General features: G+C 69.0%; 10 protein-coding genes. 4 read left to right on the top strand and 6 right to left on the bottom strand.

Features of this window, described 5'->3' with window-relative positions; translation table 11 throughout:
• Nucleotides 1-146: 146 nt before the first annotated feature.
• The gene (locus ACX28W_RS14340) at nt 147-734 is read left to right on the top strand and encodes a hypothetical protein (protein ID WP_458999312.1); all 588 of its coding nucleotides are present in this window, start codon (nt 147-149) and stop codon (nt 732-734) included.
• 173 nt (nt 735-907) lie between these two features.
• Here the strand turns inward: ACX28W_RS14340 and ACX28W_RS14335 are convergent, their stop codons facing one another.
• From ACX28W_RS14335 to aspS, 3 genes are all read right to left on the bottom strand, one after another.
• Nucleotides 908-1,855: an intradiol ring-cleavage dioxygenase gene (locus ACX28W_RS14335; RefSeq protein WP_458999311.1), complete on the bottom strand. Its 948-nt coding sequence runs from the start codon at nt 1,853-1,855 to the stop codon at nt 908-910.
• Nucleotides 1,856-2,011: 156 nt separating this feature from the next.
• Nucleotides 2,012-2,938, bottom strand: a complete 927-nt coding sequence (locus ACX28W_RS14330; RefSeq protein ID WP_458999310.1) for an intradiol ring-cleavage dioxygenase — start codon at nt 2,936-2,938, stop codon at nt 2,012-2,014.
• Between the two features lie 131 nt (nt 2,939-3,069).
• Nucleotides 3,070-4,833 carry an aspartate--tRNA ligase gene (gene aspS / locus ACX28W_RS14325; RefSeq protein WP_362067893.1) on the bottom strand — a complete coding sequence of 588 codons (1,764 nt, stop codon included), beginning with the start codon at nt 4,831-4,833 and terminating at the stop codon, nt 3,070-3,072.
• 215 nt (nt 4,834-5,048) lie between these two features.
• Here aspS and ACX28W_RS14320 point away from each other — a divergent pair, with 215 nt between their 5' ends.
• Nucleotides 5,049-7,217: an ATP-binding SpoIIE family protein phosphatase gene (locus ACX28W_RS14320; RefSeq protein WP_458999309.1), complete on the top strand. Its 2,169-nt coding sequence runs from the start codon at nt 5,049-5,051 to the stop codon at nt 7,215-7,217.
• Here the strand turns inward: ACX28W_RS14320 and ACX28W_RS14315 are convergent.
• The 3 genes from ACX28W_RS14315 to ACX28W_RS14305 form a co-directional block, all read right to left on the bottom strand.
• On the bottom strand, nt 7,175-8,233 hold the full coding sequence (locus tag ACX28W_RS14315; RefSeq protein ID WP_458999308.1) for an AI-2E family transporter: 1,059 nt from the start codon (nt 8,231-8,233) through the stop codon (nt 7,175-7,177). The genes ACX28W_RS14320 and ACX28W_RS14315 overlap by 43 nt on opposite strands.
• A 213-nt stretch (nt 8,234-8,446) precedes the next feature.
• Entirely contained in the window at nt 8,447-9,418 is a 972-nt protein-coding gene (locus ACX28W_RS14310; RefSeq protein ID WP_458999307.1) for a pirin family protein, read from the bottom strand.
• Nucleotides 9,419-9,529: 111 nt separating this feature from the next.
• Nucleotides 9,530-10,021, bottom strand: coding sequence for an SseB family protein (locus ACX28W_RS14305; RefSeq protein ID WP_458999306.1), 492 nt, complete (start codon nt 10,019-10,021; stop codon nt 9,530-9,532).
• A gap of 142 nt (nt 10,022-10,163) precedes the next feature.
• Here ACX28W_RS14305 and ACX28W_RS14300 point away from each other — a divergent pair, with 142 nt between their 5' ends.
• Together ACX28W_RS14300 and ACX28W_RS14295 are read left to right on the top strand one after the other, a co-directional pair.
• Nucleotides 10,164-11,990 (top strand): acyl-CoA dehydrogenase, encoded by a 1,827-nt coding sequence (locus ACX28W_RS14300; protein WP_458999305.1) that lies wholly within the window; start codon nt 10,164-10,166, stop codon nt 11,988-11,990.
• Between the two features lie 224 nt (nt 11,991-12,214).
• A complete protein-coding gene (locus ACX28W_RS14295) occupies nt 12,215-13,513 on the top strand; it encodes a M18 family aminopeptidase (protein WP_458999304.1) in 1,299 nt (432 codons plus the stop codon).
• Nucleotides 13,514-13,544: the final 31 nt, after the last annotated feature.

Genomic DNA, 13,544 nt, shown 5'->3' with positions numbered 1-13,544 from the left:
GCGCCGCGTGGACACCGTGCTGCGCATCGCCCCGTCCGACGGAGACACCTTCGTGCTCGCCGTCGACCCAGCGGCGCCGGGACACGGCCAAGGAATCGAGCTGGGGGTACTACGTCGCGTACCTCCAGGCGAAGTACGACCTTCCAGTGCTGCTGCTCGTGGTGTGCCAGGACCGGGCCACGGCCAAGTGGGCGGCCGGCCCCTTCGCCTGCGGAGCCCGGGGCTGGACCGCGCAGCGGACGTATCCCCTGATCGTCGGACCGGACAACCTGCCGGTCATCACCGACGAGAGGACCGCGGCCGAGAACCTCACGATGGCGGCGTTCTCCGCTGTCGCGCATGGCCGAAGCCCCCGGATCGAGGCCATACTGGAAGCACTGGCCCGCGCCCTTCAGGAGACGGACGGGAAGTCCGCCGACTACTTCAACGACTTTCTGGACAACTCCCTGGGCAAGACCCCGGCGGGAGAAAAGTGGAGGGAAATCTTGAGTTTCGTCAGCTACTTCCCCGGCCGGGGCACGGTTCGCGAGACGGCCTACCTCGAAGGAAGGGCCGAGAATCAAGCCTCGTCGATCCTGCGCCTGCTGGAACGGCGCGGCATCCCCGTCCCCGACGACGCCCGCACCCGGATCACCGACTGCAGCGACCTCGACACCCTCGTCCGCTGGTTCGACCGAGCCATCACCGCCACCCGTACGGAAGACCTGTTCTCCGAGGAGCCGGAAGAGGACTGATGCCGTTCGTCTGGTACTTCCCGGAACGGGGCACCGTTCGCGAGACGGCCTACCCGGAGGGCCGGGTGGCGGGCTGACAGGAGTGCATCCCAGCCTGCGCCCCGCCCGAACTTGTCGCCGAGGGACGCCCAGGACTTCACGAACCCGGACGCCCCTTGTGTGCGTGCGAGGAGTTACGACGCCGACGCCGACGCGCTCGGCTGCGTGTCCGTGCTGTCGTGGGTCTCGTCCGGGGCCACGCCCATCGTCAGGTGGGCGTGGACGCCCTTCGCGATGTTCTTCTTGTTGTACTTGAGGTACAGCAGGCCACCCTCATGGCCGTTCTGGGGGTAGATCGTGTCCTCGGTGAGGGTGGTGCGGGTGGTGGTGTTCGTGGAGTACGGGGACACCTCCGCCGACGCCAGGACCGACTTCTCGTCGAAGAAGAACTGGCCGGTGTGGCAGGTGTGGCCACCCTCGTAGCCCGCGTCGGTCCAGGTGCCGTCGACGTGGACCTTCGTGTGGATGTGGACGGCGCGACCCTGGTACCAGCCCGGGAAGACCGTCTTGAAGGTGACGTAACCGTGCTTGTCGGTCTTCCAGGTGCCGCGCAGGTAGCGCTCGTCGTCGGTGGGCTCGGAGTGGCCGCCGCCCGTACCGCCGGAGGGCGCGCCGGACGGGGGCTCGCCGGTCGGGGAGCCGGTCGGGGCGTCGGAGGGCATGCCGGACGGGGCGCCGCCACCGCCGCCACTGCTCATCGCCTCGTAACCGGAGTAGATACCCATCGCGTTGCACTGCCAGATGTCGACCGCCGCGTTCTTCAGCGGCTTGCAGGTCTCCGCGTCGATCACCTTGAGCTTGAGGGTCATCGGAATGCCCTCCTGGTCCTCGGTGACGTCCTGGCGGAGCTTGTCCGCGTCGATGTAGTACGGGCCCTCGGTGGTCTCCGAGGTCAGCGTGTAACACGTCTCGGAGCTCGACGAGGACGAAGGCGTTGCAGAGTCGGAGGTCGTCTGGCCCGCGTTCGCGGTCGCGGCGATGCCGCCGCCCACGCCCACGACCGCGACGGCCGCTCCACCTGCGATAACAACCTTGCGTCGTGTCATGCTCTGCTTGTGCGCCGGTCCTTGGGTCTCAGTCATGGCCCGGACGCTAGGTAAATCGCCTGTCAAGACCATGGGAAAGCACTGTGGCTTTCCCTGAGAGAGCAAAAAGGGGCCCGAAACATACGGCACTTTCGAGCCCCTTCTGATAATGGACTTAGGCAAGGCTTCCCTTACTCATCCCACTCCTTGCTCTTACTCCGAGCTGTCATGGGTCTCATCCGGGGCCACGCCCATCGTCAGGTGGGCGTGGACACCCCGGGCGATGCGCCTCTTGTCATACCTGAGGTGGAGCAGGCCGCCCTCGGCGCCGTTGTCCGGGTAGATCGTGTCCTCGTCGAGGGTCGTCCGGGTGGCAGAGTTCGTCGAGTACGGCTCCACCTCGGCGGAGGCCAGCACCGACTCCTCGTCGAAGAACAGCTGGCCCGTGTGGCAGGTGTGGCCGCCCTCGTACCCCGCGTCCGTCCAGGTGCCGTCCACATGGACCTTCACATGGATGTGCACGCAGCGGCCCCGGTACCAGCCTGGGAAGACGGTCCTGAAGGTGACGTGACCGCGTTTGTCCGTCCGCCACGTACCGCGCAGATAGCGCTCGTCGTCGGTCGGCTCCTGGTGGCCGCCGGGACCGCCCGACGGGGGCGGGCCGGTGGGCGTCCCGGTGGGCGCGTCCGTGGGGGCGCCGGAGGGCGGGGCGCCGCCACCGCCATTGCCCATGTCCTCGTAGCCCGAGTAGACGCCCAGCGCCGAGCAGTGCCAGATGTCGACGGCGGCGTTCCGTACCGGTCTGCAGGTCTCGGCGTCGATCACCTTGAGTCTGAGGGTGAGGGGGATGCCCTCCTCGTCCTCGGTGACGTCCTGGCGGATCTTGTCCGCGTCGATGTAGTACGGACCCTCGGTGGTCTCCGAGGTCAGGACGTAGCAGGCCTCCGGGGTGCCGGACGGGCTCGCGGAGTCCATCGCCAGGGGCCCGGCGCCCGTGGCGGCGGTCGCGTCGCCCGCGAAGGCGTTCGCGCCCAGGCCGGCCGCCAGACCCGCGGCCACGACCGTCGCACCGCCAGCGACGACGACCCGACGGCGCGTCAATTCCCGTTCTGCTGCTGCCTGTTGGGGGGTATCAGTCATGGCCATGGACGCTATGAAGTGAACCTGTCAAAGAGCTGTGATTCACGGGAGCCCATGAGGACCACATGAGAATGGCTCGGAATCGGTGTCGATTCCGAGCCATTCGAACGCGCCGGGATGCAGACGAAGGTCTACTTCGGCTGCGGCTTGCGCACCGAAAGGTGCAGCTCTCGCAGACGGGTCTCGTCCAGTTCCGTCGGCGCGCCCATCATCAGGTCCTGCGCGTTGCCGTTGAGCGGGAACGCGATCGTCTCCCGGATGTTCGGCTCGTCCGCGAGAAGCATGACGATGCGGTCGACGCCCGGGGCGATACCGCCGTGCGGCGGGGCGCCGAAGCGGAAGGCACGCAGCATGCCGGCGAACTGCTCCTCGACGGTCTCACGGTCGTAGCCCGCGATCTCGAAGGCCTTGAGCATGATGTCGGGCTCGTGGTTACGGATCGCGCCGGAGGACAGCTCGACGCCGTTGCAGACGATGTCGTACTGCCAGCCCAGGATGTCCAGCGGGTCCTGGGTCTCCAGGGCCTCCAGGCCGCCCTGGGGCATCGAGAAGGGGTTGTGCGAGAAGTCGATCTTGCCGGTGTCCTCGTCCTTCTCGTACATCGGGAAGTCGACGATCCAGCAGAAGCGGAACACGTTCTCCTCGAAGTGGCCGGCACGCTTGGCGGCTTCCACCCGCACCGCGCCCATGATCTTCGAGACCTCGTCGAACTCGCCCGCGCCGAAGAACACCGCGTGGCCCGCGGCGAGCGAAAGCCGCTTCGTCAGCTCCGCGACGTTCTCCTCCGTGAGGAACTTCGCGATGGGACCGGTGAGCGAGCCGTCCTCGGCCACCCGCACCCAGGCCAGACCCTTCGCACCCTGCGAGACCGCGAAGTCACCGAGCTGGTCGAAGAACTTCCGGGGCTGCGCGGACACGTCCGGCACCGGCAGGGCGCGCACGTGCTTGCCCGCGAAGGCCTTGAACTCCGAGCCCTCGAAGATGTCGGTGATGTCCACCAGCTCCAGCTGGGCCCGCAGATCCGGCTTGTCGGAGCCGTACTTCAGCATCGACTCGCGGAACGGGATGCGCGGGAACGGCGAGGTGACGTGGCGGCCGCCGCCGAACTCCTCGAACAGCTCCGTCATGAGCTTCTCGATCGGCTGGAAGACGTCCTCCTGCTCGACGAAGGACATCTCCACGTCGAGCTGGTAGAACTCGCCCGGCGAACGGTCCGCACGCGCGTCCTCGTCGCGGAAGCAGGGCGCGATCTGGAAGTAGCGGTCGAAGCCGGAGATCATCAGCAGCTGCTTGAACTGCTGAGGCGCCTGCGGGAGCGCGTAGAACTTGCCCGGGTTCAGACGGGAGGGGACCACGAAGTCGCGCGCGCCCTCCGGGGACGTGGCGCTGAGGATCGGCGTCGCCATCTCGTTGAAGCCCAGCGCCGTCATCTTGTGACGGATCGCCGAGATCACGGCCGTACGCAACAGGATGTTGCGGTGCATGCGCTCGCGGCGCAGGTCGAGGAAGCGGTACTCCAGGCGCCGCTCCTCGTTGACGCCGTCCTCGGCGTTGATCGTGAAGGGCAGCGGGGCGGCCGCGCCGAGCAGCTCGACCTCGCTCACCTCGACCTCGATCTCGCCGGTGGGCAGGTCCGGGTTCACGTTCTCCGTGCCGCGGGAGACGACCTTGCCGTCGATGCGGACCGTCGACTCCTTGGAGACCTTGTCGAGGGCCTCGTAGGCGGGGGTGCCGGGGCGGGCGACGAGCTGCGTGATGCCGTAGTGATCGCGCAGATCGATGAAGAGGATGCCGCCCAGGTCTCGGCGATTGTGCAGCCAGCCGCTCAGCCGGACGTCGCTGCCGACGTCAGAGGCGCGGAGCTCGCCGCAGGTGTGGGACCTGTACCGATGCATCGTCGTTCATCCAGTCTTCGCGGATCGGGTGTCTGTTTCGCTGTCTGTTTCAGCTGTCTGTTTCACGCGGAACGTCGGACCAGGGTCTGTTTCTCGGTTTCACGTGAAACTTCCGGGCCTACGCCCAGATCCCCCAAGGGTACCGGCCACCCAATGATCGCCACCCCGAATACTCTCGGTGGCACTCGACGATCACCTCTTTCTACAGTGGGTGAATGCGCACTGGTGAGCCCCTGCCCAGCGTGGGGGACGTCCTGGCCGCCCTCGCAACCGGCCTCTGGCGTTGGGACAACGCCACAGGGTTGGTCACACTCGACCGGGAGGCCGCCCGGCTCCTCGGGCTGCCCCCACAGCCCACGAAGGTCACGGAGGCGGGGGTGCGCTCCCGGTTTCACCCGGCCGACTGGAACGAGGTCGTCAGCGTCGTGCAGCTCGCCGTCACCGAGGACACGCTCGCCGAGGTCCGGCTGCGGATCATGAACGAGCACGGACGGGTGATCCGTACCGTGCGCACCCGGTCCAAGCCGACCCTCACCCCGGGCACCGGGAGATTCGAGCTGCTGGGCACCCTCCAGGAGGTCACCGAGCCCTCGCCGGGCGCCGCCGCGCGCAGCCCGGTCACGGGCGACTGGCGCCGCTCGCGCGAGGCGTTCCTGCTGGACGCGGGCCGGGCCCTGGCCGAGGCACGGTCCACGGCGGAGGTGCTACGGGTCGCGGCGGGCCTGTCGATGCCGGGGTTCTCGCCGGACGGGCTCGCCGTCTTCGGCGCGGAGGGCGACCGGCTCACCCTCATCGGCCACCACGGGCAGCAGCCGGGCGACGAGGGACCCTTCATCCAGATGTCGCTGGCCTCGGACTATCCGGCGGCGGAAGTCGTCCGCACCGGCCGGGCCGTCTATCTCTCCAGCCCGGAGGAGTACAAGAGCCGCTATCCCACCTCCTGGCCGCTCGCCGCGCACTTCGGCCGGGAGTCCTGGGCGTTTTTGCCGCTGACCGTCGCCGGGCGCACGATGAGCGCGTGGATGGCGGCCTTCACGTACCCCGTCAGCTTCACTCCCGACGAGCGCTCGGTGCTGACGACCGTGGCCCGGATGCTCGCGCAGGCCCTCTCCCGGGCCGGGACGGCCGAGTCGGAACGGGAACTGACCGAGGGCCTGCAGCGCTCGATGATGCCCACGCTGGGCCCGCAGATCCCCGGCATGAGCGTCGCCGCACGCTATGTCCCCACCGGCGGCGGCCTCCAGGTCGGCGGCGACTGGTACGACATGATTCCGCTGCCGTCCGGCCGCTTCGCCCTCGTCATCGGCGACGTCCAGGGCCACGATGTGCGTGCCGCGGGGCTGATGGGCCAGCTCCGCATCGCCCTGCGCGCCTACGCCTCCGAGGGCCACCGCCCGGACGCGGTCCTCTCCCGGGCCTCACGGTTCCTGTACGGGGTCACGGACTCGGTGACGTACGGGTCGAGCAGCGGCAACGGGGGACCGGCCGACGGCGACCCGCGCTTCGCGACCTGCCTGTACGTCGAGGTGGACCCGGCGACGGGGACGCTGGACATCGCCCGCGCCGGACACCCGGACCCGGCGATACGCATGGCCGACGGAACGGTGCTGATCCGGCCGACCTCGGGCGGGCTGCCGCTCGGCATCGACCCGGACGCCGACTACCCCACCACGCGGCTCGTCCTGGAGCCCGGCGAGGCCATGCTGATCTGCACGGACGGGCTGATCGAGACCGGCGGCCACGACCTCGACACCGGGTGGCGCCGCATCCGCCGCATCCTGGAGTCCCACACCGGTGACATGGAGTCGCTGGCCGACACCCTGGTCCAGGCGGTGCACGGGCCCTCCTCGTACCACACCCCCGGGCCGCTGGTCGACCGCCGCGAGGACGACATCGCGGTGCTGCTGCTGTGCCGGCAGGCCGAGGGGTGCGGCTGCGGGGACACGGACGTGACCGTCCGGCCGACGGTACGCCGAGCTGCGCTGACCGTGGCGCAGGCCGAGCCCGAGCGGATCGCCGGGGCCCGCCAGCAGCTGCGTGAGCTGCTGCACGACTGGGCCTGCGAGGACCAGCGCGACTCGGCGGTCCTGCTCGTCTCCGAGATGCTGACGAACGTCCTGGTGCACACCGACGCCGACGCACAGCTCGTCGCCGAGGTGACCGGCGGGCCGGACGACCGCCGGATGCGGGTGGAGGTCACGGACGCGAGCGACGACCTGCCGCACCGGCGCCACCCCGGTGAACTGGCGTCCTCCGGACGGGGCTTGGTGATCATGGAGCTGCTCGCGGAGGCCTGGGGCGTGGACCCGCGGGGCGAGGGCAAGAGCATCTGGTTCGAGTTCTACGAGTCGTCCGCCACGACGTCCGAGGGGGCCGGCGCATAGCGCGTACGCAGCTCGGAGAAGACCCCGAACGCGGCCGCCGTCAGCGGTACGGCGAGCAGCATGCCCAGGATCCCCGCGACGGACGCGCCCGCCGTGATCGCCAGCATCACGACCGCCGGATGCATCTGCACGGTCCGGCTCTGGATCATCGGCTGCAGCACATGCCCCTCGAGCACCTGCACGGCGAGGACGACTCCGAGCGCCCACAGCGCGATCACGAACCCCCGGTCGGCGAGCGCGACCAGCACGGCCACCGCGCCGGAGATGAACGCGCCGAGATACGGGATGTACGCGCCCACGAGGACGAGCGCGCCGAGCCCGACCGCACCCGGGACACGCAGGATCAGCAGCCCGACGGTGATGCACAGGGCGTCGATGAAGGCGATGAGCGTGGTCCCGCGCATGAAGCCCTCGACGGCCCTGAAGGCGCGGCGGGCCATCGCCTCCACGGTGTCGGCGGTGCCGCGGGGTGCGAGCGAGCGCAGCGCCCCGGCGGTGCGGTCGGAGTCCCGGAGGAAGAAGAAGACGAGCAGCAGGGCCAGTACGGCCATGGCGATGGTCTCGCCCACGACGCTGACCCCGCTGATGACATTGGAGGCCGCGGTCCCGCCGAACTTGGTGAGCAGTTCCTTGGAGTTGGCGGCGAGGTCGTCCAGCGAGGTCCCCGCCGCCCCGAAGTGCTCGGTGAGCGACTTCGCCGCCTGCCTGAGGGAGGCGACGATCTGGTCCCCGGTCTCGATGAGCGCGGCGACGACGATGTACACGGCCCCGCCGACGATCACGACCACCGCGACACACGTCAGCCCTGCGGCCAGCGACCGGTTGACCCCGACCTTCACCATCCGCCGGTACAGCGGCTTCAGCAGCGCGGTCCCGAGCAGCGCGAGCAGCACCGGCACCACCGCGGTACGCAGCTCCCCGCACAGTTCGATCCCGACCCACGCCACACCAGCGACGAGCAGGATCACGACACACCAGGCGGCCAGGCGCCGGGCACCTTCGGGGAGTAGCTGCACGCCTTCACCTGACCATGCGTCAGCCGGTGCGTCACATCAGGAGGGCCGAAAGAGGGAGCGACGATCCGGGCCGGCGCGGGTGCGTCTTCGGCGGCGCATGCCCTGATACGTCGCCCTGCCCGGATGCACCCCTCGCGCAACCTGCCCACCGGTCGGAGGCCCCGTCCGGCATGGCGGACGGGGCCTCCCTCACTCATCCGGCGGAGCGGAGTCCTACAGCCCGCCCTCGGACATCCCGTGCACCGCCGGGATGGTCCCCAGGCGGCCCTTCTGGAAGTCCTCGAACGCCTGCTGCAGCTCCTCGCGGGTGTTCATCACGAAGGGGCCGTAGTGGGCCATGGGCTCGCGGATGGGCCGGCCACCGAGAAGCACGACCTCCAGGTCCGGCGTGTGGGAGTCCTGCTGCTCGTCCGCGCGGACGGTCAGCGAGGTGCCGGTGCCGAAGACGGCGGTCTGGCCGGTGTGGACCGGGCGACGGTCCGTACCGACGCTGCCGCGTCCGGCGAGGACGTACGCGAGGCCGTTGAAGTCCTCGCGCCACGGGAGCGTGATCTCGGCGCCGGGCGCCAGGGTCGCGTGGACCATGGTGATCGGCGTGTGGGTGATGCCCGGGCCCTGGTGACCGTCGAGCTCACCGGCGATGACGCGGAGCAGCGCGCCGCCGTCGGGGGTGCTCAGCAGCTGCACCTGGCCACCGCGGATGTCCTGGTACCTCGGGGCCATCATCTTGTCCTTGGCCGGGAGGTTCACCCACAGCTGCACGCCGTGGAAGAGGCCGCCGGACATGACGAGCGACTCCGGCGGGGCCTCTATGTGCAGGAGGCCGGCGCCCGCGGTCATCCACTGGGTGTCACCGTTGGTGATGGTGCCGCCGCCACCGTTGGAGTCCTGGTGGTCGAAGACGCCGTCGATGATGTAGGTCACGGTCTCGAAGCCGCGGTGGGGGTGCCAGGGGGTGCCCTTGGGCTCGCCCGGCGCGTACTCCACCTCACCCATCTGGTCCATCATGATGAACGGGTCGAGGTGGCGGTAGTTGATCCCGGCGAACGCACGGCGAACCGGGAACCCCTCGCCCTCGAAGCCGCCAGGGGCGGTCGTCACGGTGAGTACGGGACGGGCCACGGCATCGGCAGGCGCGGCCACACGGGGAAGGGCCAGCGGGTTCTCGACGGTCACTGCAGGCATGTCGGTACCTCCTTGTGCTTCGAGTTTAGTTGATTATTGAACTTTCTGCCACCCGTAACGACGGACGCCCGGAGGGCATTCCCTCCGGGCGTCTCGAGTGAGCGGGGTACGTCAGCCGTACATCCTGCGCATCGCGAAGTCGACCATCTGCTCCACCGCCTTGGCGTCGAAGACCATGCGGTGTTCGCCCTCCATGTCGAGCACGAAGCCGTAGCCGGTGGGGAGCAGGTCGATCACCTCGGCGCCGGTGATCACGAAGTACTTGGACTCCTTGCCGGCGTACCGGCGCAGCTCCTTGAGGGAGGTGAACATGGGGATGACCGGCTGCTGGGTGTTGTGCAGCGCCAGGAAGCCGGGGTTGTCGCCGCGCGGGCAGTAGACCTTCGACGTCGCGAAGACCTGCTGGAAGTCCTCGGCGGCGAGCGACCCCGTGGTGAAGGCGCGGACCGCGTCCGCGAGGGACGGCGGGGACGGCTCGGGGTAGAGCGGCGGCTGCTGCCCGTAACCGCCGGGCATCTGGCCGCCCGGCATCTGCCCGGGCATCTGCTGCTGCGGCTGCGCGTACTGCTGCTGGGCACCCGGGTTCTGGTCGTAGCCGTACATGCGCCAAAGACTACTGCGCCACATATGGACCATCAGGGGTTGATTCTTATTACCGACGGGTAGCATCATCGTAGCTACTTGCCGGTACGTGTAACGAGGCCGCGAGTACCTCCGCCTCCCAATCCCTTACGGAGCCGTCGCCATGGGGCACTACAAGTCGAATCTCCGCGACATCGAGTTCAACCTCTTCGAGGTGCTCGGGCGCGACAAGCTGTACGGCACCGGCCCGTTCGCGGAGATGGACGTCGAGACCGCCAAGACCATCCTCGAGGAGCTGACCCGCCTTTCGGAGAACGAGCTGGCGGAGTCCTTCGCGGACGCCGACCGCAACCCCCCGGTCTTCGACCCGGAGACGAACACCGCGCCGGTACCGGCCTCCTTCAAGAAGAGCTACAAAGCCTTCATGGACTCCGAGTACTGGCGCCTGGGCCTGCCCGAGGAGATCGGCGGTACGACCGCCCCCGCGTCCCTGATCTGGGCGTTCGCGGAGCTGATCCTCGGCGCGAACCCGGCGGTCTGGATGTACTCCTCCGGACCGGCGTTCGCCGGCATCCTCTTCGACGAGGGCAACGAGGTCCAGAAGAAGATCGCCCAGATCGCGGTCGACAGGACCTGGGGCTCGACGATGGTGCTGACCGAGCCGGACGCCGGTTCGGACGTCGGCGCCGGTCGCACGAGGGCCGTCCAGCAGGAGGACGGCTCCTGGCACATCGAGGGCGTGAAGCGCTTCATCACGTCCGGTGAGCACGACATGGAGGAGAACATCCTCCACTACGTCCTCGCCCGCCCCGAGGGCCACGGCCCCGGCACCAAGGGCCTGTCCCTCTTCCTCGTCCCGAAGTACCTCTTCGACTTCGAGACCGGCGAGCTGGGCGAGCGCAACGGCGCCTACGCGACGAACGTCGAGCACAAGATGGGCCTCAAGGCCTCCAACACCTGCGAGATGACCTTCGGCGACCGCCACCCCGCCAAGGGCTGGCTGATCGGCGACAAGCACGACGGCATCCGTCAGATGTTCAGGATCATCGAGTTCGCGCGGATGATGGTCGGCACGAAGGCGATCTCCACCCTCTCGACGGGCTACCTGAACGCCCTCGAGTACGCCAAGGAGCGCGTCCAGGGCCCCGACCTGGCGAACTTCATGGACAAGGCCGCGCCCAAGGTCACCATCACGCACCACCCGGACGTGCGCCGCTCGCTGATGACGCAGAAGGCGTACGCGGAGGGCATGCGCGCGCTGGTGCTGCACACGGCGGCCGTCCAGGACGAGATCGCCGTCCAGAGCGCGGCCGGTGAGGACGTCACCGCGCTGCACGCCCTGAACGACCTGCTCCTGCCGATAGTCAAGGGCTACGGCTCCGAGAAGGGCTACGAGCAGCTCGCGCAGTCGCTCCAGACCTTCGGCGGCTCCGGGTTCCTCCAGGAGTACCCGATCGAGCAGTACATCCGCGACGCCAAGATCGACACCCTGTACGAGGGCACGACCGCGATCCAGGGCCAGGACTTCTTCTTCCGGAAGATCGTCCGCAACCAGGGCGCGGCACTGAACTCCCTCGCCGAGGACATCAAGAAGTTCCTGGCGCTCGGCACGGGCGGCGAAGACCTGTCCGCCGCCCGCGAGCAGCTCGCCAAGGCGGCCGTCGAGCTGGAGGCCATCGTCGGTCTCATGCTGACCGACCTGGCGGCGACCGAGCAGGACGTCAAGAACATCTACAAGGTGGGCCTGAACACCACCCGCCTGCTGATGGCCTCCGGCGACGTGGTCGTCGGCTACCTGCTGCTGCGCGGCGCCGCCGTGGCCGCCGAGAAGCTGGAGACGGCCTCCGCCAAGGACCGCCCCTTCTACACCGGCAAGATCGCCGCGGCGAAGTTCTTCGCGGCCAACGTCCTGCCCGGCGTCACCGGCGCCCGCAAGCTCGCCGAGGGTGTGGAGCTGGACCTGATGGAGCTGGACGAGGCGGCGTTCTGAGGAACCGGACACTTGAAGCACCGGATATCTGAAGCGCCGGATATCTGAAGCAGCGGACACCTGAAGCGCCGGACACCTGAAACACAAACACCGGGTGCCTGAAACATCGGACACCTGATCGGAACTTATCCTTCCAGTCAGGTGTCCGGCCTTCACATCCTCCTTACGAGGGCCCGTTCCCCATCCCCGGGAGCGGGCCCTCGGGCGTCGTTAAGGTGAACCCCATGAGCAGCACAAGCGCCCGCTTCGACCGCGGCCACACCGACGACCTCATGACCTTCCTGTCGGTGAGCCCGACGCCGTACCACGCCGTGGCGAACGCCGCCGAGAGGCTGGAGAAGGCCGGATTCCGTCAGGTCGCCGAGACCGACGCGTGGGAGGGGACGAGCGGCGGGAAGTACGTGCTGCGCGGCGGCGCGATCATCGCCTGGTACGTGCCCGAGGGCGCCGAACCGCACACCCCGTTCCGGATCGTGGGCGCGCACACCGACTCCCCCAATCTGCGGGTCAAGCCGCTGCCCGACACCGGGGCGCACGGCTGGCGGCAGGTGGCCGTGGAGATCTACGGCGGGCCGCTGCTGAACTCCTGGCTCGACCGTGACCTGGGCCTGGCGGGACGGCTGACCCTGAAGGACGGCTCGTCGCGGCTGGTGAACATCGACCGCCCCCTGTTGCGGGTGCCCCAGCTCGCCGTCCACCTCGACCGTTCCGTCACCACCGACGGACTCAAGCTCGACAAGCAGCGTCACCTGCAGCCCATCTGGGGCCTCGGCGACCCCCGCGAGGGCGACCTGATCGCCTTCCTGGAGGAGGAGTCGGGGCTGCCGGCGGGCGAGGTCACCGGCTGGGACCTGATGACCCACTCCGTCGAACCGCCGTCCCACCTGGGCCGCGACAAGGAGCTGGTGGCGGGCCCCCGCATGGACAACCTGCTGTCCCTGCACGCGGGTACGGCGGCTCTGGTCGCGGTCGCGACGGGCGACTCGGGGCTCCCGTACATCCCCGTTCTCGCGGGCTTCGATCACGAGGAGAACGGCTCGCAGTCGGACACGGGCGCCGACGGTCCGCTGCTCGGCGGCGTGCTCGAGCGCTCGGTGTACGCGCGCGGCGGCTCGTACGAGGACCGGGCGCGCGCCTTCGCGGGCACGGTCTGTCTGTCCTCCGACACCGGCCACGCCGTCCACCCCAACTACGCCGAGCGGCACGACCCGACGCATCACCCGCGTGCCAACGGCGGCCCCATCCTCAAGGTGAACGTCAACAACCGCTACGCCACGGACGGTTCGGGCCGCGCGGTCTTCGCCGCCGCCTGCGCGAAGGCCGGCGTGCCCTTCCAGTCCTTCGTCTCCAACAACGCCATGCCCTGCGGCACCACCATCGGCCCGATCACCGCGGCCCGCCACGGCATCAAGACCGTCGACATCGGCGTGGCCATCCTGTCGATGCACAGCGCCCGCGAACTGTGCGGCGCGGACGACCCGTTCCTGCTGGCGAACGCACTGGTGGCGTTCCTGGAGGGCTGACGTCGACCCGGGCGCCTACTCCGTGGAGAGT

This window comes from Streptomyces sp. SD15 (assembly GCF_054462255.1).
Note: the sequence above shows the minus strand (reverse complement) of the source record. Positions and strands in the feature narration are given on the sequence as shown.